Annotated in this window: 28 protein-coding genes; 4 read left to right on the forward strand and 24 right to left on the reverse strand. The window is 41.9% G+C overall.

Going from position 1 to position 25032, the window contains the following annotated elements:
- From metG to dctP, 3 genes are all read left to right on the forward strand, one after another.
- Nucleotides 1–850 (forward strand): methionine--tRNA ligase subunit beta (gene metG / locus Q0389_RS02760; protein WP_298691389.1); only part of this gene is annotated, 850 nt, incomplete at its 5' end.
- Complete coding sequence (locus Q0389_RS02765) at nucleotides 847–1851, forward strand: hypothetical protein (RefSeq protein ID WP_298691391.1); 1005 nt, start codon at nucleotides 847–849, stop codon at nucleotides 1849–1851. The genes metG and Q0389_RS02765, both read left to right, overlap by 4 nt.
- Nucleotides 1852–1859: 8 nt before the next feature.
- Nucleotides 1860–3008, forward strand: a complete 1149-nt coding sequence (gene dctP / locus Q0389_RS02770) for a TRAP transporter substrate-binding protein (RefSeq protein WP_298691393.1) — start codon at nucleotides 1860–1862, stop codon at nucleotides 3006–3008.
- Here dctP and Q0389_RS02775 read toward each other — a convergent pair.
- The 10 genes from Q0389_RS02775 to Q0389_RS02820 all read right to left on the reverse strand — a co-directional run bounded on the left by Q0389_RS02775 (nucleotide 2980) and on the right by Q0389_RS02820 (nucleotide 12506).
- On the reverse strand, nucleotides 2980–3627 hold the full coding sequence (locus Q0389_RS02775) for a SprT family zinc-dependent metalloprotease (RefSeq protein ID WP_298691395.1): 648 nt from the start codon (nucleotides 3625–3627) through the stop codon (nucleotides 2980–2982). The genes dctP and Q0389_RS02775 overlap by 29 nt on opposite strands.
- On the reverse strand, nucleotides 3620–4285 hold the full coding sequence (gene queC, locus Q0389_RS02780; protein WP_298691397.1) for a 7-cyano-7-deazaguanine synthase QueC: 666 nt from the start codon (nucleotides 4283–4285) through the stop codon (nucleotides 3620–3622). Before queC ends, Q0389_RS02775 begins: the two co-directional genes overlap by 8 nt.
- Nucleotides 4286–4404: 119 nt before the next feature.
- Nucleotides 4405–5478, reverse strand: a complete 1074-nt coding sequence (locus Q0389_RS02785; RefSeq protein WP_298691399.1) for a site-specific integrase — start codon at nucleotides 5476–5478, stop codon at nucleotides 4405–4407.
- 46 nt (nucleotides 5479–5524) lie between these two features.
- Complete coding sequence (locus tag Q0389_RS02790; protein WP_298691401.1) at nucleotides 5525–5767, reverse strand: hypothetical protein; 243 nt, start codon at nucleotides 5765–5767, stop codon at nucleotides 5525–5527.
- 9 nt (nucleotides 5768–5776) lie between these two features.
- Nucleotides 5777–7081, reverse strand: a complete 1305-nt coding sequence (locus Q0389_RS02795; protein WP_298691402.1) for a hypothetical protein — start codon at nucleotides 7079–7081, stop codon at nucleotides 5777–5779.
- Nucleotides 7082–7368: 287 nt separating this feature from the next.
- Nucleotides 7369–7620, reverse strand: coding sequence for a hypothetical protein (locus tag Q0389_RS02800; RefSeq protein ID WP_298691404.1), 252 nt, complete (start codon nucleotides 7618–7620; stop codon nucleotides 7369–7371).
- A gap of 87 nt (nucleotides 7621–7707) precedes the next feature.
- On the reverse strand, nucleotides 7708–8730 hold the full coding sequence (locus Q0389_RS02805; RefSeq protein ID WP_298691406.1) for a hypothetical protein: 1023 nt from the start codon (nucleotides 8728–8730) through the stop codon (nucleotides 7708–7710).
- A gap of 9 nt (nucleotides 8731–8739) precedes the next feature.
- Entirely contained in the window at nucleotides 8740–10860 is a 2121-nt protein-coding gene (locus Q0389_RS02810; protein WP_298691408.1) for a Mov34/MPN/PAD-1 family protein, read from the reverse strand.
- Nucleotides 10850–12001 (reverse strand): hypothetical protein, encoded by a 1152-nt coding sequence (locus Q0389_RS02815; protein WP_298691410.1) that lies wholly within the window; start codon nucleotides 11999–12001, stop codon nucleotides 10850–10852. The genes Q0389_RS02810 and Q0389_RS02815 overlap by 11 nt, the downstream gene beginning before the upstream one ends.
- Nucleotides 11994–12506, reverse strand: coding sequence for a hypothetical protein (locus Q0389_RS02820; RefSeq protein WP_298691412.1), 513 nt, complete (start codon nucleotides 12504–12506; stop codon nucleotides 11994–11996). The genes Q0389_RS02815 and Q0389_RS02820 overlap by 8 nt, the downstream gene beginning before the upstream one ends.
- Before the next feature lie 430 nt (nucleotides 12507–12936).
- Here Q0389_RS02820 and ybeY point away from each other — a divergent pair, with 430 nt between their 5' ends.
- Entirely contained in the window at nucleotides 12937–13359 is a 423-nt protein-coding gene (gene ybeY, locus Q0389_RS02825) for an rRNA maturation RNase YbeY (protein ID WP_298691414.1), read from the forward strand.
- 4 nt (nucleotides 13360–13363) lie between these two features.
- Here the strand turns inward: ybeY and mrdA are convergent, their stop codons facing one another.
- The 14 genes from mrdA to Q0389_RS02895 form a co-directional block, all read right to left on the reverse strand.
- Nucleotides 13364–15154, reverse strand: a complete 1791-nt coding sequence (gene mrdA, locus Q0389_RS02830; RefSeq protein WP_298691416.1) for a penicillin-binding protein 2 — start codon at nucleotides 15152–15154, stop codon at nucleotides 13364–13366.
- Nucleotides 15151–15606 (reverse strand): hypothetical protein, encoded by a 456-nt coding sequence (locus Q0389_RS02835; protein WP_298691418.1) that lies wholly within the window; start codon nucleotides 15604–15606, stop codon nucleotides 15151–15153. Before Q0389_RS02835 ends, mrdA begins: the two co-directional genes overlap by 4 nt.
- The gene (locus Q0389_RS02840) at nucleotides 15573–16037 is read right to left on the reverse strand and encodes an N-acetyltransferase (RefSeq protein ID WP_298691420.1); all 465 of its coding nucleotides are present in this window, start codon (nucleotides 16035–16037) and stop codon (nucleotides 15573–15575) included. The genes Q0389_RS02835 and Q0389_RS02840 overlap by 34 nt, the downstream gene beginning before the upstream one ends.
- On the reverse strand, nucleotides 16034–16645 hold the full coding sequence (gene yihA / locus Q0389_RS02845) for a ribosome biogenesis GTP-binding protein YihA/YsxC (RefSeq protein ID WP_298691423.1): 612 nt from the start codon (nucleotides 16643–16645) through the stop codon (nucleotides 16034–16036). Before yihA ends, Q0389_RS02840 begins: the two co-directional genes overlap by 4 nt.
- The gene (lptA, locus tag Q0389_RS02850; RefSeq protein WP_298691425.1) at nucleotides 16642–17133 is read right to left on the reverse strand and encodes a lipopolysaccharide transport periplasmic protein LptA; all 492 of its coding nucleotides are present in this window, start codon (nucleotides 17131–17133) and stop codon (nucleotides 16642–16644) included. The genes yihA and lptA overlap by 4 nt, the downstream gene beginning before the upstream one ends.
- A gap of 11 nt (nucleotides 17134–17144) precedes the next feature.
- A complete protein-coding gene (gene lptC, locus Q0389_RS02855; RefSeq protein WP_298691427.1) occupies nucleotides 17145–17654 on the reverse strand; it encodes an LPS export ABC transporter periplasmic protein LptC in 510 nt (169 codons plus the stop codon).
- Nucleotides 17655–18146, reverse strand: coding sequence for an HAD hydrolase family protein (locus Q0389_RS02860; protein WP_298691429.1), 492 nt, complete (start codon nucleotides 18144–18146; stop codon nucleotides 17655–17657).
- Complete coding sequence (gene hisB, locus Q0389_RS02865; protein ID WP_298691431.1) at nucleotides 18143–18715, reverse strand: imidazoleglycerol-phosphate dehydratase HisB; 573 nt, start codon at nucleotides 18713–18715, stop codon at nucleotides 18143–18145. The genes Q0389_RS02860 and hisB overlap by 4 nt, the downstream gene beginning before the upstream one ends.
- 1 nt (nucleotide 18716) lies before the next feature.
- Nucleotides 18717–19520: a septal ring lytic transglycosylase RlpA family protein gene (locus tag Q0389_RS02870; RefSeq protein WP_298691433.1), complete on the reverse strand. Its 804-nt coding sequence runs from the start codon at nucleotides 19518–19520 to the stop codon at nucleotides 18717–18719.
- Nucleotides 19513–20727 carry a lytic transglycosylase domain-containing protein gene (locus tag Q0389_RS02875; protein ID WP_298691435.1) on the reverse strand — a complete coding sequence of 405 codons (1215 nt, stop codon included), beginning with the start codon at nucleotides 20725–20727 and terminating at the stop codon, nucleotides 19513–19515. Before Q0389_RS02875 ends, Q0389_RS02870 begins: the two co-directional genes overlap by 8 nt.
- A gap of 22 nt (nucleotides 20728–20749) precedes the next feature.
- A complete protein-coding gene (locus Q0389_RS02880) occupies nucleotides 20750–21526 on the reverse strand; it encodes a TatD family hydrolase (protein WP_298691437.1) in 777 nt (258 codons plus the stop codon).
- Nucleotides 21523–23064: an AAA family ATPase gene (locus tag Q0389_RS02885; RefSeq protein ID WP_298691438.1), complete on the reverse strand. Its 1542-nt coding sequence runs from the start codon at nucleotides 23062–23064 to the stop codon at nucleotides 21523–21525. Before Q0389_RS02885 ends, Q0389_RS02880 begins: the two co-directional genes overlap by 4 nt.
- Nucleotides 23065–23067: 3 nt before the next feature.
- Complete coding sequence (locus tag Q0389_RS02890) at nucleotides 23068–23922, reverse strand: NAD(+)/NADH kinase (RefSeq protein WP_298691440.1); 855 nt, start codon at nucleotides 23920–23922, stop codon at nucleotides 23068–23070.
- A 68-nt stretch (nucleotides 23923–23990) separates the two neighbouring features.
- The gene (locus tag Q0389_RS02895; RefSeq protein ID WP_298691442.1) at nucleotides 23991–24869 is read right to left on the reverse strand and encodes a phosphatase; all 879 of its coding nucleotides are present in this window, start codon (nucleotides 24867–24869) and stop codon (nucleotides 23991–23993) included.
- Nucleotides 24870–25032: the final 163 nt, after the last annotated feature.

A 25032-nucleotide genomic window follows, 5' to 3' on the forward strand; every position in this document is an offset into this window, starting at 1 on the left:
CTCGGATTTTGTCGTAGACAGTACCGACGTGCAAACGTTCCATGCAAAAGAACTCTCCGATGCACAGGCGATCCTATCGTCTCTTCAACCGTATTTGTTTGAACTTCAAATGCACCGCTATCTTGAAGAGCTATGGAGAATCCTAAGCATCGGAAACAAAGCGATCGAAGAACATGCTCCGTGGGTAAAAGTCAAAGAAGGACGGATGAACGAAGCGCTTGCAACGGTTGCCTTGGTAGCCAATCTGCTTGCAAAAGCATCGGTCATGCTGCACGCCGTCATGCCAAAAACCACCTCGACGATTGCCGATGCGCTCGGCTTTACGATTACGACCCAAAGCTATGAAAAGCTTATCCTCAACAACGGCTTGCTAGATACGTTCACGATCAAAAAAATTCCTCCTCTCTTCCCTCGTGTGGAGGAACCGTTGATGCCGGAAGCGCCGAAGGCGATGATTGAAGAGGCTCCGAAAGTTCAGCCGATCAAAACGGAAGAGAAAAAAGAGAGTACGGTGTCGATGGAAGGGCTTATTACAATCGATCAGTTTTTTCAGACATCGATCAAGATCGGAACGGTTTTGGATGCCCAGGAAGTTCCTAAAAGCTCTAAACTCCTGCGTCTTCAGGTGGACTTGGGTGAAGAGTCTCCGCGTCAGATTGTCGCGGGAATCCGTGAATACTACAGTGCAGAATCGCTTGTGGGAACGCAGGTATGCGTTGTTGCCAATCTTAAACCGGCAAAACTGATGGGACTCCTTTCGGAAGGGATGATTCTCGCGGCAAAAGACAGTGAAGGGCTCTGTCTTGTACGCCCTGAGAAACCTCGTGTAAGCGGAAGTTCGGTTGGATGAGACTTGAAAATATCCTTGCACTGACGAAAGGGACTCTACTGAGTGATCCTTCGATCAGTATCTTTGAAAGTGTCGTCTTCGAACCTTCCAAAGTGAAGCGAGGATCGCTTTTCGTCGCCTATAATCCTGAAGAAATTCCCGAAGCGCTCCAAAACGGTGCATACGGAGTCATGTTCGACAAGCCGACCCAAATGGGAGATCGTGAAGTCGCTTGGATTAAAGTGGCCGAACTCGATAATGCCTTAAAAAAGCTTCTCCGTTTTTATTTGCTTGAAAAAGAACTTCAAGTCTATGCATGTGACCCGATAACGCTTCATCTGTCACAAATGGTTTCTACCCCATCGAATTTTTGCAATGTCGAAGGTTCCATGCGCGATGTATGGGAGAAGTTGTGGCCGTTGGAAAAAAAATCGATCGTCCTCTTTTCTCCGGCGCTGACCGATCCGGAACTCTTTATTTCCCATTCCCAATTGATTCGAGCCCAGGAAAGTACGATTACGATTATCGAACAAACCCTTTTTGAGACCTCTTTTATCCATAACGACACCTTTTATGAGCGCCAGATGCTCTCTCCGTTTTTTATCCCGTATCTGGAACATCTTCTTTTTTTCTATACTTTTTTACGTATCCCGTTTCAGATCAAAGGTTTTAGTAAAATCGGCCATTTCATCCCCGTATTCACCAATTCGCGTTTGGAGTGCAAAGAGTTCGGAACCAGTGAACGGGTTGTCATTTTTGAACCTTATCTCGAATTGATCGACGAGCAGATCGATTTTCTTGACGCTCAGGCTTCATGGGCAAAGATTATCTATCTTCTCCCCGATTCCATGCGCTCGGCATTGACCATCGGCGTTGAAAATATCCTTTTTTACCGATATCCCGAAGAGATTATTTCGCTGCTTCAAACCAAAGATTTCCACTTTGCCCTCGTTGCCGGTGTCGACAAAGGGATTTTACGCCCTACCCGTTCCTCAATGAAACAACTGGAACTCGATTTTTAGGAGACACTATGGACAGACGTACCTTTATAGCGACCGGAGCGAGCGCATCGGCAGCCTTACTCGTCGGCGGATGTAACCAAAACCACCGTCAGGCGATCGATTATTCCAAACATCCTTCCCAAATCACGGAAAATGCATGCTCGAACAGTTCCGGAGCACAGAAAAAAGTGACGCTCCGGCTCGCGACCAGCTGGCCGGCCGGATTTCCGATTATGGGAACAGGGATAGAGCGTTTTGCCGAGAGGGTAAAAGCGGCCAGCGGCGGCACGCTCAATATTAAAATTTATCCTAAAGAGACGCTGGTACCGGCTCTTGCCGTATTCGACGCGGCCAGTTCCGGTGAAATCGATGCGTTTCACTCCGGCCCCTATTACTGGAAAGGGAAAAACAGTGCATTTGCCCTCTTTAGCGGGACGCCGTTCGGCCTAACCTCCGAAGAGATCAATTCGTGGATGCTATTCGGCGGAGGAATGGAGCTATGGCGCGAGATGTACGCGGCACATAACCTCTACCCTTTTTTAGGGGGCAATACGAACGTTCAAATGGGTGGATGGTTTCGTAAACCGATCAATTCCCTCGCTGATCTGAAAGGTCTGAAAATGCGGATTCCGGGTATCGGTGGGGAAGTAATGTCCCGTCTGGGCGTTAATCCCGTTTTATTGGCCGCAGGAGAGATCTATCCGGCATTGGAACGCGGAATGATCGATGCGACCGAATGGGTCGGGCCGGCATTGGACCTTCAGATGGGATTTTACAAAGTTGCCAAATATTACTATTCGGGGTGGCATGAGCCCGGTTCGGTTTTGGAACTTACCTTTAACAAGCAGGTATGGGAAAAGCTCTCACCCGAGCATCAGGCGATTATCCAGATCGCTTCCGAGGAGATGAATAATCGCATGTCTTTGGAATTCCATGCCAAAAATATCGATGCCTTGCAAGAAATTCAGAAAATGGGGATTCTGATCAATGCTTTTCCAACAGACGTGAATATCGCAGCTAAAAAAGCGCTGGATGATTATCTTCGCTACGAAAGCGGGCGCAACAGCGCTTTCAAACGTGTCTACACTACGATGGATGAGTATTTGAAAAAATCGCGTGCATGGAGCAATGTCGGTCTGAACCAGTTTCTCAATGTCCGAGAGGCCGTATCGCTCTGAGTTCGGCACGCACTTTTTTATGCTCGGGTAAATACTCTCCCACTAATGCGTGAAAAAGTTTCGAATGGTTCATATGTTTCAAATGGGCCAATTCATGCACGATGATATAGTCGATCTGTTCGTAAGTAAGCTGCATCATAAGGGTGTTAAACGTTACGCGTCTGCGTGAATCGCAGCTCCCCCATCGGCGCCGCATTCTTTTAAAAATGATTTCATCCGGTGCAAGCCCCATTTTTCGAGCATAATAAGAAACACGGGAGGGAATCGTCAGTTGAGCCTCTTTTTTGTAAAAATCAAAGTAATATTTTTCAATATTAATGGGATTGTTGCACTGTTGAATTTTTGCGGATAACGCCGGAAAATGGCTCAGTGGAAATATTTCACCGCGGAACCGTATACTCTCCCCCAGCGAATATTGCTGTAATGGCTGAGAGGAACGGATGAGGGTCAATTTGCTTCGGATCCATCCCTCGCGCTCTTTTAACAACGTCCGCACCCGTTTCATATCTTTGAACGGCGTACGGACGCATACCTCCCCTTCATGGGTAATGGTGATATAAGTGTTGCGGTTTCGCGGCCGGTAGTGCAGTGTTATCGGGGAATTAAAAGCGTCAAACATACTCGATCGGATCGGGGATACCGGCCTGTTCAAACCCGCGCAGACGCAAGCGGCAGCTATCGCATACGCCGCAGGCTTTGTCGTTGTTTTGGTAACAGCTCCAGGTTAAATGAAGCGGCGCCTTTAATGCTATCGATTCCTGAACGATTTGTGATTTTTTCAAATGAACCAGCGGCATTTCTATCGTTATGTTCGTCGTCTCTCTTGTGCCGAGATTAGCGGCATTTTCAAAAGTGCGGATAAAAGATTCGCGACAGTCGGGATAACCGCTGCTATCCTCTTCCACAACACCGATTGCTATGGCACTGCATCCCTCTTTTTCGGCAATTGCGGTTGCAATACTCAAAAATATTCCGTTACGAAACGGTACGTAGGTAATAGGGACACCCGGTTCGATCCCTTCTGTAGGAACGCTGAGGGTGTGATCGGTCAATGCCGATGCCCCGATCGTTTTGAAAAAATCCAGATCGATTTCGTATTTTTCGGCGACGTTAAGATCGCTGCAAATCGTACGGTATGCTTCGAGTTCTTTTTGTAAAGTCCGCTGACCGTAATTAAAATGGAGTGCTACGATCTCATATCCGCGGTTTCGCATGATATACGCTACCAATGTCGAATCCATGCCGCCGCTCATAATACACAGTGCTTTTTTATTCATGATCTTTACCTTTCGTGAGATTGTACCAACGCTAGCCTTATGCTACAATCTCATCGAATGCCCTATTATAGACACTTTCAGAGCCTATTTTTGATAGGGTTGCCAAATAGTTGCCACGCTTATATGGCAATATTGTTGACCTTTGTAGCATCTACCCTTAACTTTCCAGTGTAGTGATTGCGATTAACGCGATCATCTACGTGCCCCATGATGTCTAAAATCCAGTCGGTAGGATAACCGTACTCTTTCAAAATTGTATTGAATGAGCGTCTTAAATCATGGACAGTTCCACGTCTTAAATTGTTATCGGACAACAGTCTTTTAAATCTAAAATTCATAGTTTGCGAACCGTAATAGCTGTTTCCAGATTGATTGATAAAAACGAACTCTTTTAGACCGCTGTACATTCTTTGTTTTAGCAATGCTTCTTTGCACTGTTTAAACATCGGAATGAATCTAATCTTGCGTGACTTCGTTTCATCTTCAACGCCTCTTACAATTCGTGAATCAACACGTATTACCTCTTTTTCAAAGTCAATATCATCCCATTTTAGACCGACAAGCTCCGATCCTCTCATGCCAGTGAAAAAAGCAATTTGAATATAGTTTTTCAACTGCCCTTTTGCAGATTCAAGAATCTTTTTTATCTCCTCTTCAGTGTAGTACACACGCTCTACTACCAAATGTTTTTTCGGTAGTTTTACGAGTGCTACGGGATTTTTTCTGATGATGTCGTCATTCATAGCCGTTTGCAGTACGATATTCAAATACGCGCGATACGTGGAAACTGTTTGAGGCGAAAGCCCACTTTCCCGTTGCCATTTCATAACGTGCGTAGTTTTAATATCAGTTAATAAAAACTCTCCAAACTTCTTTGAATCGATCATCTTGAAATCACAAATAAGTCTAAACGTCTTTTTAATACGCTCATGCACGTATCGCCTTCTATTCTCGCTTGTAAGATCAAGAACCATCATCCCATACTCTCGTAATGTAAGATCGCTGTAATCTTCTTTTTTGGGTTGGTATTTTTCCTCAAATAACTCGCGGTACTCGGTATCGAAGTTTTTTTCATACCATTTTAAAAGCCGTTTATCTGCTTTTTTTCCAGTAGAAATTCGCTTACGTTTACCGAACATATCGCTGTCTAATGTAATAATGCCATGCTGATTTGCATAAACTCGACGTATCATAGATTTCTCCTTGATTCGTCGGACACTGACGGAGAGAATTTTACAGCTAAAATGCTTTTATTTTGACTATCGGCAATGATTTTATATTGATATACCATAGCTTTCCCCGCTTCACAAAATCCTCAGGATTGAGATTGTTATAGCACCATTTACGCAATCCGTCGATCGTTTTGTATCCGCACTCTGTGGCAAATTCCCGTGTGATCGGATACCACGTTGGCAATGATCGATGAAGGGTTAAAATAATGTCGAGCTTCTCATTCAGCTCTTGGAATTTTTCATCAAGCATTTGTTCCCCTTAAAATACATCAGGGATCAGCTTCCGCCGTTGCATCTCATTAGTCAGGGCGATGTAGCGATACGACAAGTCATCATATAGTGGTGAATCCTGATCCAGTCCGTCCATCTCGATTGAGAGTCTTGTATCCAGATTCCATAATCCCTCATCACTGTATTGTTTTAGTTCCTCTTCGAATGTCGGCTCGACGGTATGATCCTCGTGCAGATTTTTAATGTTCTGTCGCAGATCAAATTCCGCTTTGGCTCTTTGAAGTACATCAAGAAAGAAAAGCAAGGTTGGATCATTGCCATGTACCAGTAACCGTGTGATGACCTTTTTCATTGTTTTCTCTGCATCTTGCAGGGAGTATCGGAAACTGATCTTCTCGATCTTCTCCAACGGTGTATCAATCTGCATAAACTCCGTAATGTCATAGTGGTACTTAATATAATTCCAGATTGGTGAAGTGTTTGCCCGTTTGCGATTGGATGAATTCAGAGCCTTTTCGCTGATACTCTCAGGATCAATCAATCGAATCTGATCGCAAGCGTTTTTAAACAGCACTTTGGCACGTTTAAGGGCATCATCAATAGTATCAATACCGTATTGCTTTAAATACTCTCTATGCATTTCAAATTCAACGTTAAAGATTGGTTGCTCCAAGTCCATTCCGTGAATCCCGAAATGGTTGTGCATGATCTCCCGTTTGATTGATGATGCGGTTGTCAGCTCTTTATGCTTGTTGTAGATACGGAGTAAGAACGGTTTCTTACCGACATTGTACGTCTCTAACTCATATCCGCTTGATCGTTCTCCGATGTTGGCAGAGTGGTTTTGCTTCTTTGAGAGGATCATCTCTTTACGCAGATAGTTAAAATCGTGTTGGATAAACATATTCAGATCGATCCGAGTGATAGGGAATACTCCCATCGTGAATTCAGCTAAGAATTTCTTGTTAACGTACTCTATAAGCGATTTTAAGCCCAGAGTATAGATTCCTATAGCATTGAGCTGTATTCGTATGTTATGAATGTTCATAGCCTTCTCAGGGTCTTTAAAACCTGATCTAAAAAACTCATGGTTAAACCAGTGAAATCCGTCTCTACCCATACCGCTATAAACCACATCAATTCCGTTAATGTTTACGATGATGTCATTATCAGTGTACTGATAGTTAAGAGATTTAAAATAGGCTTTCTTATCTTCGATTTGATTAATGATGTCCTCATATAACCGATCATAGAAAGCACCGCTTTGTGCAAAGTAATAGAGGGTATCAATACCGCTTGCATAGGGTATTTTTTCGGCATTAGAATATTGCATGCTATTTTCCTTTCGACGTTTAACGTCCTTTTTTATTTGGTAATTTGTTATTGGGAGAATGTTATTTGACTTATGTCAGGGGGTGTTACTAGAACCCCCTGAGCTTAAAGTGCTTCGCTCGGATAGCCCGTACCAAGTACGGGCACCCGTCCGAGCCAAAGCACTTATTGTTTTGGATTGTTGCTATATCAATGCTCTTAGCTTCCTCTTCGCCTGCTAAGGCGCAGTGCTCATCGTGACGCACAAGCGTTGTCAATCGCAATGGCGTAACCATTGCGCTTTCTTTGTCAGATTCCGAAGAAGGTACATTGACCGAAGTAAGAAACATCAACTTCTATTTGTTTACCTTCCATACCGACATATTTGGAGGCTTTTTCAGCGGGGATCGTAAGATCAACTAATTCACTCTTTGAACCGTTTTTGACCGTTTTTTCGATCAGTACTTGAATGCGCTGTTTAACAACGGGGATAGAAGTTTCTTTATCAACATACGTTGATGGATATTGTCCGATAAGGACACCTTTTAATTTAAGGCTCATAGGTAACTCCTATAAAGAAAGATGGTTACCAAGTACTTGGATTTATGCTATAGCTGAGGAAATTATATTTGTTTGTGACAGTAGCTGTCAGGAGGAATATTTTGGATTGATTCGAAAAAACTCCACTGGATATTTTTGAAGATATTGGATATGAGAGTTGCCAATAAAAGAATCAAAGAATGGTGCTATGTCCAGCTCGATGGAAGGTATAAGACCCTTCAATTCTTTAAGTAATTTGCGCTGGATATAAGCTTTTTCATCTTCATTCAAAACTTCTTTTTTCGATGCTGAAAAAATGGGGTAAAAGCCAATAGAAGATTTGATCGTTATATGCTTATTGAATTCGTACATATTAATATCTTGGTTAAAAAGTTTATATATTATATTTTGCGTTATGACTTCTGATTCTTTATGATTCATCTTTAAAAAGTGTCTCATCTCCCAATATAGAAGAATCCCTAAACTTTTAATAACTGCGTTAATAGTCGTTTTTTGAGTTAAAAAGTAGATTAATGTTTCAAAAATTAGTTCAATATCTTCTTCTTTTTCTTCATCAATGTTTATTTTTTCAAGATCATTGATTATGAAGATATGAAGAAAAAATTTAAATAATTCCCTATTCTTAAAATAAAGTGTCATCATCCAATATTTTAAGCGAGATTCGCCTTTTTTTCGAAGTTGAGTATCTCCGATTAAATTCATTTTGTAATGACGTCTTCGAGCTTTTACTTCTTTCATATCACTTTGAATTTCAGCAAACCCATATGGATAGGTTGATGAATCATTTAATAAAGATTGTATTTCAATAGTTGAATCAATTAGATAGAGAATTTTGTAAAGCTCTTTATAGATAAATGCATGTTTGAAAGAAATTATTTCATCGTAGTTGATGAGCATAGAGAACTCTTCATGAAGATTATAAATCTTACTGTGATTTAAAGCTTGATGATTTTGTTTATATGTTTCTATTGTGTCGTAAATCAACTTATTTTTATCCGATAAATTGACCCAAAGTGTACTTTGATAGTTTGGAAGGTACAGATCAAGAGAATATTCAGATGTAAGAGCAGATAGTATTGTTTGTAAATTTTCCGACATATTTGGAGTCATTTCAAAAACTCAATAAACAGTAAATCCATTTTGAGACCATATCAAACAAACTGTAGGCATATCTTTTCTATCTTTATACATTTGTTTTTTACTACTTAAATCTATAGATGATGGACTTGATGAACTGTTTGGGTGGCTATGCCAAGTTCCTAATTGAGTAATCATCATAGCCGATGAATGTTCAATTTCTTGAATTTTTTGACTTAAACCTTTTATACCTGAAGAAAATTTTGTTTTTCCTCTTTCACTATCTTCGGGTGCTTCTAGTTGCCCAGTGATAACAATTGTTTGAGTAGGTATAGAAATGTGACCTATTAAAATCCCACCCGTTTCTAAATCATTCCACTTTAATGACTCTTCTTTAATAGATTCTAATACATGCTGAAATATTCTTATTTCCCATGTTTCATTTTGGATTCCTTTGATAGTTCTAATTTCTAAAGGTAAAAAAGTTTGTGTCAACCATTTCATGCCTAAATTGTTTTCATCCATCTGACCTAAAACTAACTCACCATTATCAGAAAATCCATTATCAATTTTATTTTGTATTAAATTTGACATGCCAGCAGATGAAATTGAAATAGTTGCATCCGAACAAACAGTTGTAAATGAACCACATCCTTGTCCAATACTTTGATAGGTGGCATGTGTATCCCTGATTTTTTTTGCTATTTCTTGATATTCTGTACACAAATGATACATAAAAGCAATCATATCAATGATTTTAACTTTTCTATCTTTTCTCTCGATTCCAATGAATGCGATTGTCCCATTATGATATAAAGAAGTATGAATCAACCTTCCATTAAAAGTTTGTTTAGTTAAAAAATTATTTACAGATATACTTGCAGTTGAGTCTATAATAATATCTTCACTTGATGTGCCTATATTAACAATATCAAAAATGCTTTTATCTTGTATTTGAATGTTTTTTAAGCCCAACTCATACATTGCTTTTTGTAAAATTTCTACTTTTGTGAAAATAGATAATGATGAAAATAAAGCATGTCTAGCATTGTTGTTTGGTACAAAATATTTATTATCTACTAGTATGAAATTATCATTTCCATTTCTAGCCAAATGCATAGCTATTTTTGAACCTAAAGAGCCGCATCCTATTTGTGTAATCGCCTGCTTTTCCTTAATTGTATTTTTGGCTCCTGAAAATTGTTGTAATACTTCTGTATTTGCAAAATTTAAACCTGATAAAATTTCAACTTTTGCATCTTGATAAACTTCATCTTTTTTCTTTTTATGTCGTTTTAGCTCAATAGTAAAATGTAATATTTCAATATCTGTATTCGTGTCAATGATAGGGTAAGGTCGTTTTATAAAAAAAGCAACAAATAATGTAGTAATCCCTTCATCTTGCAATTTTTTAAAATTTCCATTGATTGATTCTTTGACATTTGAAATCTGATTTTTTTTTGCAAAAGCTACTAAGTCTGTAAAATTTTTAATAATGTTAGGTAAATACTCATTTGATACATTTTCCGAAGAAAAACAAAATATGTAACTCCTATTAAAAGTATCTATTACAACTTCTTCTTTTTTAAGAATTCTACTGATGAAGAAATCAGTTCTCTTTTTATACATCAATTCAAAAGCAAATTTATTATTTGCAAGATGCTCTTGAATTATATATGCTCTGTCATATATGATAATTCCATTGTTGTCATCCACGCGTATAGGCTCCCAACCCTGATTGGGATTGATCATAGAATCAGACGCAGAAGTTTCAAGCCAATCAACCAATTGGTCAAGTATGCCATCCATCCACAAGGGTTGTTGTATCAGCTCATTTAAAGAGCCTTCAAAAATACATGGATTAAATTTGTCAGTAATAGGGTTTATATGTGCAAAATTTCTATTAAACTTATCTCTTAAATATACTTGGGGTGATTTAAAAGGAAATTCATTTGGAAATTCAAGAACAACTCTTTCTATACTTTTAACACCCTTATTAGTTTGTCCATTTTTTTTAAAACTTGAAGGTAGATTTACTTTGACATCAACATCAAAACAAAGTAAACCTTTATCATTTGTGTAATTATCATAGATTTTATTTATAGCTTTATGTTCATTGGCAAATTTCCTTGCTAACGAAATAAGGTAATCTTTATCTTCCATGCGGATATATGTTCTTAGTTGAAGAAGTTGAAGCGACAGTAACTTTGCTAATCGATCCACCTGATTTTAGCTGTACACCACCTGATGTAAATTCAATTATAATAGGTTCAACATTTTTACTAGTAGGATGTTCTTCAGTACAAATAAAATCATCTTTACTTTCTACAATGTTCAGGTACTCTTGTTTTGCATCATAATGGGGAGGATTATTGTCATCATCTAAAATTTCCTTGCTACTAGAAATAATGATTGCACCATCTTTAGCTTGTGATAAGGCATCCAAAGCGTCGCCTGATATATCATATTTATCTTCACTATTTTTTCTTCCAAGACTTCCCATTGAACAGTGATGGGGAACACATAAAACATCATACTCTAATAAACTATCAATGTATTTTTCTCGCATATATTCCCATGCATCAACTTCTGCATCACCAGTGAGAAGAATCTTATTTACATATCCATTAACAGTTATTTCGATTTGGAGAATAACACTTGCTCTGTTTTTTGCTTCAAAATTCTCTTTTTCTTCATTTTCTTGTTGCTCTAATGGTCCCAAAATATTTATTTTAAAATTACTCTTTGTCTGATTGTTGACTTTTGACGTGCTTTGACCAACTTTGTGAATAATATTGTTATATCCTTCATCATCTTCGTCATCACCTATGATAATGGCTCTATTACCCTCTTTTTGAATTTGTTCTCCGTTATCTTTGTGGAGGTTGGCTCTTCGTCTCATTTCTTTATTGTAAGCTTTTGCATCATCTGACAATTTAATTGATTCTGTTTCTCTTTTCCAAAATCTTTCAGAACTCCATGTCTCTTTAATAATAATTTTTTCTTTGTTCGTATCATTGTATTGATCTATGTCTCCCAAATAAAAATTATCTTGCAAACCTCGTATATGGTCTTCATCTAAATGTGTTAACACAAACGCATCAACAAAATATCTACTTTGACTATCTTTTTCCAGATTCTCTTTGAGATGTGACATAACATTAAAAAAATCTTCTTCATTTTCATCTGATGCTTTTTTCCGTACATGAATATCAACTAATATAGTTGTTTTGTCGTCCAATTTAAGGAGAATCATATTGCCATTATCTACGGGGTAAAATATTATCTTTGCATTTTTACTCATCTTTTCCACCTTCTTTTTTTTGCTTATTTTTATAAATTTTTACTCGTTGTGTAATGTAATATGTTTGTTTTCGATATGAAAAAAGAAACAATAATAGTAATAATACCGTCACTACAAAATTCGTATGTTCACCTAGTATTTGTTGAAATAATTGTTCATAAATATTTACAATAATCAAGACAACAAATAAAGATATAAAAACTCTATACATATTGTTAGATTCGGACAATAGCTCAATCTTATTATCACTTTCTGATGCCAAAACAAAATCTTTATAATCTGCAAATTTTACAAATTTTACTTTTTTTAATATTGGCTCAATAATTAATGAGCTTATTCTACTAATCAATAATCCTATAAAGTATGCAAAAAAAGCTTCAACAACTATATTTTCTTGGATGATTAAATAGTTGGTTGTCTTCTCTAATAAAACAGAGAATATTATCCCTGGCAATAAATAATTAAATATATTGTATGAAGTCAACTTATCAAGCAATTTTTCCATTCAAAATCCTCATTTCTTATTACTATGCATTTCATTGTCAAGTTTTAAACAAGACATATTTATGTATTAAATTAAACAAAATAAAGTGTTCTCAATATATTATACTGTTTTTCTTAGGACTCGATTTTAAATAATGAGAAGAATGAAGTTCATGTGAAGCTATAATCAAAAAAAATAAGTGTGCCTAATGTGCATAGTATTTCTGTCACACTAGTTGATTTTGTCCATATTTAAGGGCGTTTTGATAATTCGGCTTAGGTTGTATGACTTTTTATATATAAAGCGATTCATGGCAACCTTCGTGGCAACCGTTGCCATATTGGTACGTTTTCGGTTTGTCAGTGACCGACTATTTGCCTATTTTAGGTTAAATGAAAGCCCTATTTTGGGCACTTTTATAAATTTTCTTTGCTTATGCTACAATGCCGTTATGATAGATTTTGACAACCGAACCGAAACAGAATTCTCCATATCGCGGCTTGAAACCATTGCAACCGCCATAAGCGATGCTGAAATAGAGCTTATTCTGACCACGAATGACCAAATCGCCGAAATCAATCGTGATTTCCGAGGCATCGATAAAGCGACTGATGTTCTAAGCTTTCCGAGCGATCCTTTCCCCGGTGCACCGCTGGGCAGTATCGTCATCAGCATCGATAAGGTCGAATCCGTTGCTCACGAACTCGGTCACAGTGCGGATGATGAAATGGCCCTTCTTTTTATCCACGGACTTTTGCATCTGCTCGGGTATGACCACGAAATAGATAACGGAGAAATGAGAAACAAAGAATCCGAACTGATCGAGCGATTTTCTCTTCCTAAAAGCCTGATTGTCAGAACCTTAGAAGAATAGACGCCTACTGTTTTTTAATATAGCCTAGCTCGTCGAGTTTATTGTAGATAGCCGATACGATACTTCCCGTCGCTTCCCCTCCGTGTCCTCCGTGCTCGACCATTACCGTGACGACAAATTGAGGATCATCGGCAGGACCGTATGTCGTGAACCATGCGTGTGAACGTTTAAAATAATCCATATCATGCTCTTTTTGACGCTCCTTAACACCCTGCGCGATCCCCGTCGTTTGTGCCGTACCCGTTTTTCCGGCAATCGGAAAGCGTGTTGAAACAAAGGATCGGGCCGTTCCGCCAGGGTCGTTGCACACCGCCTTCATCGCGCGCTGAATGATCGGCAGTTTCTCTTTTTCCGTTGGAGTCAACACATCCAAGGGAACCGGGGTATACGGATTGTCGCCGATCATTTTGGCGACATGGGGTATCGGGAGATACCCCGTAGCCATCAATGCCGTAAAACGTGCCATTTGAAACGGCGTAATCAAAAAATCACCCTGTCCGATCGACGTATTGAGCGTCTCGCCTTGATACCACGGTTTATGAAATTTTGCCCGTTTCCATGCTCGGCTCGGAACGGTTCCGATAAATTCGTTCGGCAAATCGATCCCCGTTTTTTTACCCAATCCCATTCGAATCAATCCGGTACTCATCCGATCGATTCCTACTTGAAGAGCCCCCTGATAAAAATAATCGTCGCAACTTTCAGTAATGGCTTTGCTCACGTTTGTGACACCGTGTCCCGTTTTTTTCCAGTCTCTAAAAGTCCTGTTCCCCAATCTCATAGAACCGGTACTGAAAATCGTACTGTATTCGTCCATAACACCCGATGTAATATAAATGAGTCCCAAGCCTGTTTTAATCGTAGAACCGGGAGGATAAAGACCGCTGATAAGTTTGTTTGTAAACGGGGCATCGACACTGTTCATCAGTGCATTCCATTCTGTCGAACTGATACCCGACACGAAGCTATTAAGATCGTATTCGGGATAACTCCCCGCAGCATAGACGGCACCGTGAACATCCATGACGATGATCGTCCCCACTTTTTTATCAAATAGCTGACCGATATAATTTTGAAGACGCATATCGATATTGAGAACGAGATTATGGTTTTCTTGTGTGGGTGTGCGGTCAAGCTCCTCTATTTCCACATTATGGGCATTAACCTTAATATGACGTTCACCGGCGACACCCTGCAAGTAACTGTTATAGTATTTTTCAATACCGTTTTTACCGACATGCCCCAATAATTTTAATGACGGATCCGTATCGATCTCTTTTTGATTTGCTTTAGAGACGTATCCTATTAAATGCGACGCTACCGAACCGTAAGGGTAGAGACGTTTCGGTGAAGGAGAAATTTGAATCGTCTCCCGCAGGTTCATTAACGAATACAGAGGAATGATCGTCTCATGCGGCACGAAATCGACGACATCGATAAACGAATGATTGTAGTAAGAGTCTTGCATTTTGTAAGTTTTAGCAATTTTTTCAGCGTCAAGAGAAGGGATCATCGATTTGAGATAGGCGATTTCATGATCCAACCGTTCCGTGTCTTTCCCTTTTGTCAGATGAGGTGCCAACGCAATTTTAAATCCGAGCTCATTGATAGCAATCGGCTCTAGCGAACGGTCCAAGATTTCTCCGCGTACCGGTGCGGAAAACTCTGTTTTGATGCTATTGTTTTCCGAAAGAGTTTCATAGTAGTCATTGGATTGAACCGATAGATGAAATACCCGGACAATCAACCCGATCCATACCAGGGCAAAAAGAGTGATAATGATTTTAATCTTCATACCAATGCCGCAATCACTAAAAATTCAACGATCATATACAAGGCTATATGCCAATCCAACACAGGAAGCTGAAACAATAAGACCTGATCGACTATCCAAACATAAATCCAATATCCCGGATAGGCCAACAACACGAAAATCGCGGCCATACAGATTCGACATTGAATTACCTGTTCTAATTTCGGTATCACATAACGCGATAAGAGGGTGAAAAAGATGATCGTACTGCCAAACCAAAATCCTTTTTCCGCTTCGAAAACCAGCATCATGACACTTACGATACTTAATCCGAATAAATCATGCTTGCTTAGCGCATCGTGGTATGCAAAAAACAATACGGCCAATAGCGGAGGCAGAAGCAGATAAATGCTGCTTAAGCTGATATAACCGATAAATAAAGCAATGAGGAGCAGCTTGCTTATAATGTTTTGATAAGGGATACTTCGTTGCATACCGGAAAGTGTTTACATTTAATACAATCAGCCCATATTTTATGTTCAGGGATGGTCTCTTTTGGAATTTCAATAAATCCCAAACGTTCAAAAAAATGCTGCTGATACGTCAGCGCCAAAACCTCTTTTAACCCTAAACGACGTCCCTCTTCGCAAGCGTTTTCAACCAACGTCGTTCCGATGTTTTTACCACGATACTCCGTAGCGATTATCATCGAGCGTACTTCGGCCAAGAGCGGCGAATGGATGTGCAAGGCAACAAATCCTACCAATGCCTCCCCATCCAACGCTAAAAAATAAGAGCGGATATTGGTAGCGATTTCATCGTTACTGCGCGGCAATATGACGCCCGACTCGATTTCCGGAGCAACCAATTCCTGCATAGCGGGAATATCAAGCAAAGTCGGCTTTTTATAGGTGATCGTACTCATTGTTCATCACTTTTGATAGCTCGATACAGCTGCTCGACGATTTTATCCACACCTTTGCGTTTTGAGTTCGAAACCATTAAAGCTTCCGGAAAACGCTTCTTCAATTCGGAAAGCTCTTTTTGGTTCAGCTTGTCGATTTTTGTAAAAACCGTCATGATATATTGATCGGGCGTGCATATCTCTTCGAGGTAGGTAGCAACGGAGTGATCGATTTCCAAGTCGGGATGGCGACAGTCGATCAAATGGACAAAAATACGTATCTGTTTACGTTCGGAAATAAACCCGGTCAGATTACTTTCCCAGTCGCTTTTGAGGCTTTTAGCAACCTTGGCATATCCGAAACCCGGTAAATCGACGAACATAGCGTTTAAACGTTCATCGGTGTCGCGATCGAGGAAGGTAACGTTGAAATAATTGATTAAACGTGTTTTTCCGGGTGTCGCCGAGACTTTAGCAAGCGATTTTCGGTTTGTTAAAGTATTAAGCAATGAACTTTTCCCCGTATTCGAACGGGCCATAAAAGCAACTTCGTTATGATACTCATTCTCTGGAGCCAAGCGGATGCTCGGAGCCGACGTCACAAAAGCCGAATCGATGATTTCAATCATTTAGCAGAACTTTTTGCTTTTGGTTTTTTATCTTCAAGGGTAAAAGTCATTATCACCGGTTCATTATTGGCACTTTCAGCAGTAGCATGCCCGTATGTGGTGTTGACGACAACTTTATCACCTTTCACACGACGGTAATCGTCGAGACGGATCAGATCTACTTTTTTATAAAACTGATACTCCCCTTCGTTCGGAAGATAGACTGCAGTTTGGGCTGTGCCGCGGTATTTTTCGTTTTGTTCGGTAACGATGTAAAAAGAGACGTCCCCTTCCGCCAGATATTTGGACGGTTTATTCGATTTGTCCGTATAAATTGTGATTTTCGAAGCGTTCATCTCATCAAAACCTTTTGTGATTTTGACATGACCCGTAAAAACGGATACCCCTTTTTGCTGATCCCCTTTAAAATTGTCCGAAACGACTTTCAACTCTTCAGCTGTTGATAACAGCGCCAAAAAAGGGAATAAAAAAATAATCGATCGTATCATTGATAAATTTCCTATCGTAAATTGTAACTACCGCGTATTCGGTCAGCGGATACGGTATCTTTATGTGTGTCGAAGAAAAGTTTTTGTCCCTCTACACGATTTCCGTCTTGGGTTATAACAAAAGTCCCCTCGGTACTTGCGATAGAAGCTTTTGTGTCGTAGCGCCCTTCGTGTGAGCGAAATTCCAAACCGTCCTGACGGACGTAATGGACATTACCGTTTAACGTAATCAAATGATCTTTATAGGTTATCGCATCCGAACGGATTGATTGAAAAAGACGTTTGGTATTATCCCCAAATTTTCCTGATGTTACCTCATAACGGTCATCAAATTTTTTTGCTTCCTCTCCTACCAAAATATTATCAATTCCCTTATGCGAAATTTCGTAAAGGGTAAAAGAAAGCAATTCGATTTTCGGGATTTCCCGTTTCTCTTGCTGTGCCGAATAATTAGGGGCGAAATAGGCATACATCCCCAATAACAAACCTAATATCGATCCAAAAAAAAGGTTAAGCGACATTTACATCCACTGAGATAAAAATTTTTCTTCTTCGCCGTTACGACGGATCACTTTTTCGATCATCTCACGTACACAGGCATCTCCGCCCTTGCGATCCAAAACATGGGCAAACGATTTGAGATATTCGGAACCGTCATTAGGGGTGTAGGCCTGCCCGACCCATTGCAATAGCAGATAGTCGTTCAAATCGTCACCGATTGCCGCAACTTCATGAGGCTCGATTCCGAGTTCATCGCACATTTGCATCGCCACGGCGCGTTTATCCTTGACACCTTGATACAAATGGGGAATGGAAAGTTCACGCGCACGATGGGTAACGATCGAAGAATCACGCCCGGTGATAATAGCAACCGCATGTCCCATTTTTTCCCACGCTTTGATCGCGAAACCGTCTTTAACGTTGAAATTTTTGAGTTCCAACCCATCGGCAGTGTATATGATCTTGCCGTCACTCAGACAGCCGTCGACGTCTAATATAAGCAATCGGATCATAATACCCCTTTGGTACTCGGAACACCGGAACGTTCATTGCGTACCAGCGCTCTGCGCAGAGCAACCGCGAGGGATTTAAACGCCGCTTCGATAATGTGGTGTTTGTTTTTTCCGCGAACCATGATGATATGGGCGGTAATACCGGCATTAAAGACGACAGCCCGAAAAAATTCTTCGGCCAATTCCGCATCAAAAGCGCCTATTTTCCCGGAAACAGGAACATCGTAAACCAAAAACGGACGGTTGCTTAAATCCAGATCGCAACTGACTGCCGCTTCGTCCATCACGATAACGGCACTTCCGAAACGTTCCACTTTCTCGATCGGATATATCGCTTCACGCAATGCCTGTCCTAAAACGATCCCGATATCTTCGACGCTGTGATGATCGTCTATATGGATATCACCGTCACATGTTACCGACAGATCGATTTGAGCATGTTTGGCAAAGCTCTCCAACATATGATCCAAAAACCCCACTTTGGTCGATATCGTGCTTTTTCCCTCTCCGATGAGTCTGAGTGAAAGTTCGATATCGGTCTCTTTGGTTTGTCGTTTCTTTTGGATCATCCTATTCCCCTATGATAAAAGAGCCTTCAAAATAGCCCCGTGAGATAAAATCGCGTGCTTCGGCTTCACTTTTGAATCCGCTGAGCCATACGCGAAATAAACGTCTGCCATTATACTCTGTATCTTTTATGATTGCGTTATAGCCTTTAAAATTAGCATATTTTTGTTTCGTGTACGAAGCTCCTTCAAACCGTTCAAACGATCCGATTTGAACATAAAACGCATTCATAACACTTTGCTTCGGCCCCTGTGCTACACGTTTCATGTCGATTGAACGCATACCGCCCGGTTCGAAACCGAGAACTTCGAGGGTAACCGGAGCACTCCCTTTTTGTACCAGCCCGATCTCATTGGCAGCGGCATAGGACAAATCGATAATACGGCTTTCGACAAACGGTCCGCGGTCATTGATACGGACAATCGTCTGCGCATTGTTTTCAAGATTCGTTACCCTAACGACGGTATTCATCGGCAGGGTTTTATGTGCCGCGGTCATCGCATACATATCGTACCCTTCCCCGTTAGAAGTCTGTTTACCGTGAAAATCGGGACCGTACCAGCTTGCCCGTCCTTTGAACGTGTCTCCGACACTGACGACGGTCGGATAGTAATCTTTTCCCATAACCGTGTACGGACGCATCGTAGGATGAAGATCGCCGTTGGCTTTGTAGACATTAGAAGAGCTCATCGCGAGTTCTTGAGAAGGATATTTTTGGGACGGCTTCGGCTGATAGGAATATGAGCCGCTTTTGGTCGTACACCCTCCGATCAAGAGAGCTATACCGACCAAGATTATTCTAATCATCAATTTTAACTTCCTGCCCTTCTTTCAATGTATTGGAGACAAACGGATTGTTTGCCTTGATCTGATCAATCGTCAGATTATACAATGTGGCGACTGAAGCGAGGGTTTCCCCCTTTCTAGCCTTATGAAAACCGACCTGTTTATTCGAAGGACGGTTTACCGGAATTTTCAAATACCGCTTTGTATCCAAATCGTTCTCATCAGCAATCATGTTCTCGGTCATAATTGCACTTTCCGATATGTTATAACGGCTGGAAAGGCGCGAAAGCGTATCGCCCGATTTGACTCTGTGCATTAGAAAATACCCTTTAAGGGCATGTGTCCGGTATTTTTGACGGAATTCGTCCACTTTGGCTTTAGGAATATACACAGGATAAGATTCTTCATTGGGGGGTGTCACCCCTTTTTTCAAATGGGTGTTGAGCTTGACCAATTTTTTCTTGGGCATCTCTAATACCGCGGCGATTCGATCGATATCTTCACCTTCGGGGAGATAGACCGTTGCTATCGGGTTTTCTTGAGCGGTCGTAAATGCCGAATCGTATTGAATCTGCGATAAAAATACATCGTCGCTCGCCAAAAGAGCCAGCGCGACGACACTGCGTATGTAATTCCGGCTCTCAGGGGGGATATAGGAACGTTTGGGATCGGCGAGAACTTTTAAATCGGTAGTTCCCGCTTTGCGTATCGCTCGGTTGAGCCTGCCGTCTCCGCAATTATAGGCAATCAGTGCCAAATACCATTTGCCGAACTGTTTTTTGAGACTGCTCAAATAGGCGATTGCCGCACGGGTCGATTTGATATGATCGCGCCGTTCGTCGACATATTGATCGATATGCAAACCGTGCAATTTCCCCGTCTGTTCCATAAACTGCCACAATCCGGCTGCGCCGCGCGACGATGAGGTCCCTACCCGCAAACGCGATTCCGCCATCGCGACAAATAAAAATTCGCTTGGAAGATCCGATTGAGCGATCAGGGAAGAGAGCATCGGAATAAAGATATCGGCATTCTCTTCGGAATCGGCAAAGCCGTTGAGAGTACATTCGCGCCGTTTTTTTGCATAGATATCGTGTAGATAGGGATCGCTCAGAAAAGAGGCAGGGATATCGAAATGACGTAAAACTTCAATTTTTTTCGGATCGTTCAGATCGAATCCGACGGCAAAAAGCCACAGCGGCACTAACAATGCTAAAATGGCCTTCATCCGCTCTCCTCACTCTTCATGGCTATCCAAATCCGAACAGTTTTTTGGCATTGGTCGTCGTGAGCGATTCGATCTCTTTGACGTCGATATTCAGCAGTTGCGCCATTTTATCGGCGACAAAGCGGGTATACGCGCTTTCGTTACGCTCTCCCCGGTGAGGATGCGGTGTTAAATACGGGCCGTCGGTTTCAATCACCAGTTTTTCTTGGGGTATCCGAGGGAGGATATTGACCAATTTCTTGGCATTTTGGAAAGTGACGACACCGCCTATGCCAAAATAGAAGTTTTGGTTGGCCAAAGAGAGAAGCTCGTCGTCGGCATTGTAGCAATGCAGTACTCCGCCAATTTCTGCGGCATCCTCTTCGAGTAAAATCATTTTCGCATCGTGGCTGGCATCTCTGATATGGACGATCAGCGGTTTGCGGCACTCTTTGGCAAGACGGATCTGACGTCGGAATACCTCGGCCTGTCTTTGTTTTTCTTCGACTTTTGCTTCGTCGCTTCCTTCTAGGCGGAAATAATCAAGTCCGCATTCTCCGATCGCAATGCATTTGGGATGGGAAAGATAGTGCTTGAAATCGACGCTGTCGATCGTCTCCATATCGTAAGGGTGGACACCGACCGCAAAATAGACATCCTCATAAGCATCGCAAATTCCAACGGCACGTTCAAGCGTACCGGGGTGGGCTCCCGGGATGACGAACGCTTCAACACCCGCTTCGTGAGCACGCTGCATCATCGCCTCAAAGTCCTCAACATAACGCGGATCGTCGAGATGGATATGGGTATCGATAATCATGATAATCCTCGGGAACGTTCAAATAAATCGCGGGCAAAACCGATCGCTTCGTCGCTGATGGCATCGCCGCTGATGATACGGGCAATTTCATCAATACGCCCCTGCTCATCCAGCTCACGTACGCGGCTTTCGTCGTCTTTGTAAATCAGGAAATGCTGTTCGCCCATCGAGGTCAATTGAGGTTGATGCGATATGACAAATATCTGATAGCGGGTTGACAGATGGCGCAACACTTTGGCAACGCTCATCGACTCTTCACCGCTGAGATTCGCGTCGATCTCATCCAGCATTAAAACACCGCCGCTGCCTTGCATACTCTCTACTCCCAATGCCAGCAGAGCCAAACGTAAGCGGTTGAACTCACCGGAACTGAGTTTGTCGAGCTTTGTTCCCGATAATCCCAATACTGCTTTGTCGATTCCGGACGCGTTCGGCTCGCAAGGCTCTAGTTCGAACGTCGCTTCGCGAAGATACAGCATCCCCAAATAGAGATTAAGCCTCTCGCGTGTTTCTGCAAGAATAGCGTGACGCTCTTTCGATATAGCCTTCGCTTCGGTATCCAAAGCAGTTTTCAATTTTCCGATCGCGTGAACAAGATCCTCTTTGGAGTGCTCGATATTCTCATACGATTCAAGTTCTTTCGCCTTTTGCTCACGATAAGCCAATGCCTCTTCGACACTGCCGTAACGGCGCTTGAGCTCAGATATCTGCTCTATCCGATCTAAAACCGATTCGACGGATATCTCTTCGAGTTCGTTAAGACGTTCCATCGAACTCTCGAATACATTGCGCAGCTCGTTCATAGCATCGTCAAAAAAGGCCGAATCGCTCTCCAAAAGCCCTAATGCGGAACTGACCTGAGACTCATAGGCGAATATCGTTTCGGCCTGTGCTATGGCGGCTTCGATTTTCTCTTTTTTGGAAAGCTGCTTTTTGATGGCCATCAGCTCTTCGTCTTCGCCGATTTTCGGCTTGATTGCGTCGATCTTTCCTATTTCGTAGAGGGCGAACTCTTTGAGCTCGGCCAGGTGTTTCTCCTGATCTTCTATGACTTTCAGCTCGTCGGAGAGTTTTTTATACTCGGAATAGTGCCCTCTTTGGTTTTGAAGCAATGTAGTGTATTCGCTTGAACGCTGCATGATCCGTTCGTCGAGAAGGCGAAGCAGTGCCGACGGCTCAAAGTCGCTGTAATCTTTCAGACTGAGATGGCGAAGATATTCGCCGCTGATTGTCTCCATCGACGATTTTGAGGTGCTTTGATTATTGATGAAATAACGGGTTTTCTCTTTTTTCACGTGGCGGAAAATATTGCTGTTCTCGTTTTGCAGACCGTAGCGCTCCTCATCGATCATCCATGAAACGGTCGATTCGCATATCTGTGCTTCGACATTGTCAAGCCCTACCGACGCCAAAATAGAACGCATCAGGATCGATTTACCGCTTCCGCTGGGTCCGGTAAAGACGACCAGCCCCGGATGAAACTCCAAATCGGCCTCTTTAAACGTCAAAAACTCTTTGAGATAAAATCGCTCAATCACCGCTTAATTCCCCCACCCCAGCTTCTCTTTGAGAACTTCAAAATAGTTAAATTCTTTCCGATGGATCAGTTTCGCCGCACCGGAGGCAAGCTTGATATGCACGGTATCGCTTTCACTGATTTCGACCAGATCCTGTCCGTCTACGATCACCAACGCGCTCGGATCGGGAGTTTTCATCTCGATTTCAAAATGTCCGGGCAAAACTACCGGCCGCTGCGTCAGAGAGTGAGGACATATCGGCGTCAGAGCAAAGACCTGCGTCATGGGAAAAAGGACGGGGCCTCCGGCAGAAAGATTATAGGCGGTCGATCCCGTCGGAGTCGAAATAACGACGCCGTCGCCGTAATAGGTATTAAAACTCCGCCCGTCGACATACGTCTCTAGCCGTATCATTTTTGCGATAGAGGGGCGGGTGAGGACAATATCGTTAAAAGCATAGATATCGCTCTCGCCGTTAGGGGTGACAATGGTTGCCTGAAGCATCGCACGCTCGTCGATTCGGTACTCGCCTTCTCCCATTTTTTGGACGAACGATTCCAATTCAGCCAAATCCAAATCGGCTAAAAATCCCAGTTTCCCTGCATGGACTCCCAATACCGGCAAACGATAATGATACGATCGGCGCACGGCGGAAATGAGGGTTCCATCCCCTCCGATCGTGACTAAAAAATCGCTGTTTTGACACATCATTTCAAAAGGCTGTCCCATCAAACCGATCATGCCGCCGCTGATATTATCGATAATCACTTCGATACCGGATGATTCAAATATCCGTTTTGCTTCGAAAAACATATCTCTGAGTTCCGGTGTAGAGGGGCGTAAAATGATGCCGACACGTTTGATATTAGTTAATTTCACTGTTTCACCCCCTCTTTTATATCACTCTATTATAGCCAATTCTGCGATCAGCTCCAAAATCGATGACATTAGCGGTCAAAAAAATCGAGTGCAATCCCCTCACGCAGCCCGTCATCGATAATAATCGCTTCCGTATACCCCAAGGCTTCATAGATTGCCGTGACCATCAATATGCCCGCCATAATGAGATTTTCTCTCCCTACCCCTACGTAACGTCTTCGTGTCGCTTCGTCCATGCTCAACAATTGCTCGTAAACACGATAACACCCTTCTAATGTGAGCACAAAGCCGTTAATCCTTCGGGGATCATAGTGATCGTAATCCATACCGTTCAAATAAGCGGCGATCGTCGTCGGTGTACCGGCTGTCAGTACCAAAGAACCGTTCTCGATTTTACGCGTGTCAGAAACGATCCGTTCTTTAAAAGCGGCAATTTTTTCGGATAAAAATCCAGACGTATCCGCACTTTCGGAGAGAGTCACGATGCCCTGATTGATGCTAATGCTGGAAACCGATTCGTGATCTGCACTAATCAGCTCCGTCGACCCCCCGCCGATATCGGCCATCACAAAGGCAGAAGGTTCAATGCCAAGTTTATCAAGTCGGTAACGTACCGCTTTCAAGGTCAGCGATGCCTCTTTTTGCGCGTCAATAATCAAAAAACGGATACCCGTAGCCGCTTCTATCGCATCTATCGCATCCGTTTGATTTTCTGCCATCCGCATGGCGGCCGTTGTATATGCGACAACCGTATGTGCGGCAAAATCGAGATGTATTTTTGCCTCTTCGATGGCGGCGATAATCCGTCCGATCGCTTGTACACCGATGAGGCGTGTCTGATGGAGGGATTCTGCCGTTCTGACGATTTTTTCGAAACTTTTACCCCATACAGTGCCGTCGAATTCGATAAAACGAATCGTATTCGAACCCAAATCAATCGCGATCATTACACGCCTTGGATGATATGATCGACATATTGTGCGGGCGTCCATGTTTCAAAAGAGCCCTGCTTTAGCATATCCAAATCCAAACGGGTCGAATAGCGGGCTTTAAAATAATCGTAAGATCGGAAGAGCACACGTCTGAACTCCAGTCACATTCCTTTATCTC

The sequence above is a fragment of the uncultured Sulfuricurvum sp. genome (assembly GCF_937936435.1).
Classification (GTDB): Bacteria; Campylobacterota; Campylobacteria; order Campylobacterales; family Sulfurimonadaceae; genus Sulfuricurvum.

Bases quoted from the DNA above. Each gene is read 5' to 3' on its own strand.
- Q0389_RS02765 (WP_298691391.1), top strand. From the start codon at position 847: ATGAGACTTGAAAATATCCTTGCACTGACGAAAGGGACTCTACTGAGT.
- dctP (WP_298691393.1), top strand. From the start codon at position 1,860: ATGGACAGACGTACCTTTATAGCGACCGGAGCGAGCGCATCGGCAGCC.
- Q0389_RS02775 (WP_298691395.1), bottom strand. From the start codon at position 3,627: ATGTTTGACGCTTTTAATTCCCCGATAACACTGCACTACCGGCCGCGA.
- queC (WP_298691397.1), bottom strand. From the start codon at position 4,285: ATGAATAAAAAAGCACTGTGTATTATGAGCGGCGGCATGGATTCGACA.
- Q0389_RS02785 (WP_298691399.1), bottom strand. From the start codon at position 5,478: ATGATACGTCGAGTTTATGCAAATCAGCATGGCATTATTACATTAGAC.
- Q0389_RS02790 (WP_298691401.1), bottom strand. From the start codon at position 5,767: ATGCTTGATGAAAAATTCCAAGAGCTGAATGAGAAGCTCGACATTATT.
- Q0389_RS02795 (WP_298691402.1), bottom strand. From the start codon at position 7,081: ATGCAATATTCTAATGCCGAAAAAATACCCTATGCAAGCGGTATTGAT.
- Q0389_RS02800 (WP_298691404.1), bottom strand. From the start codon at position 7,620: ATGAGCCTTAAATTAAAAGGTGTCCTTATCGGACAATATCCATCAACG.
- Q0389_RS02805 (WP_298691406.1), bottom strand. From the start codon at position 8,730: ATGACTCCAAATATGTCGGAAAATTTACAAACAATACTATCTGCTCTT.
- Q0389_RS02810 (WP_298691408.1), bottom strand. From the start codon at position 10,860: ATGGAAGATAAAGATTACCTTATTTCGTTAGCAAGGAAATTTGCCAAT.
- Q0389_RS02815 (WP_298691410.1), bottom strand. From the start codon at position 12,001: ATGAGTAAAAATGCAAAGATAATATTTTACCCCGTAGATAATGGCAAT.
- Q0389_RS02820 (WP_298691412.1), bottom strand. From the start codon at position 12,506: ATGGAAAAATTGCTTGATAAGTTGACTTCATACAATATATTTAATTAT.
- ybeY (WP_298691414.1), top strand. From the start codon at position 12,937: ATGATAGATTTTGACAACCGAACCGAAACAGAATTCTCCATATCGCGG.
- mrdA (WP_298691416.1), bottom strand. From the start codon at position 15,154: ATGAAGATTAAAATCATTATCACTCTTTTTGCCCTGGTATGGATCGGG.
- Q0389_RS02835 (WP_298691418.1), bottom strand. From the start codon at position 15,606: ATGCAACGAAGTATCCCTTATCAAAACATTATAAGCAAGCTGCTCCTC.
- Q0389_RS02840 (WP_298691420.1), bottom strand. From the start codon at position 16,037: ATGAGTACGATCACCTATAAAAAGCCGACTTTGCTTGATATTCCCGCT.
- yihA (WP_298691423.1), bottom strand. From the start codon at position 16,645: ATGATTGAAATCATCGATTCGGCTTTTGTGACGTCGGCTCCGAGCATC.
- lptA (WP_298691425.1), bottom strand. From the start codon at position 17,133: ATGATACGATCGATTATTTTTTTATTCCCTTTTTTGGCGCTGTTATCA.
- lptC (WP_298691427.1), bottom strand. From the start codon at position 17,654: ATGTCGCTTAACCTTTTTTTTGGATCGATATTAGGTTTGTTATTGGGG.
- Q0389_RS02860 (WP_298691429.1), bottom strand. From the start codon at position 18,146: ATGATCCGATTGCTTATATTAGACGTCGACGGCTGTCTGAGTGACGGC.
- hisB (WP_298691431.1), bottom strand. From the start codon at position 18,715: ATGATCCAAAAGAAACGACAAACCAAAGAGACCGATATCGAACTTTCA.
- Q0389_RS02870 (WP_298691433.1), bottom strand. From the start codon at position 19,520: ATGATTAGAATAATCTTGGTCGGTATAGCTCTCTTGATCGGAGGGTGT.
- Q0389_RS02875 (WP_298691435.1), bottom strand. From the start codon at position 20,727: ATGAAGGCCATTTTAGCATTGTTAGTGCCGCTGTGGCTTTTTGCCGTC.
- Q0389_RS02880 (WP_298691437.1), bottom strand. From the start codon at position 21,526: ATGATTATCGATACCCATATCCATCTCGACGATCCGCGTTATGTTGAG.
- Q0389_RS02895 (WP_298691442.1), bottom strand. From the start codon at position 24,869: ATGATCGCGATTGATTTGGGTTCGAATACGATTCGTTTTATCGAATTC.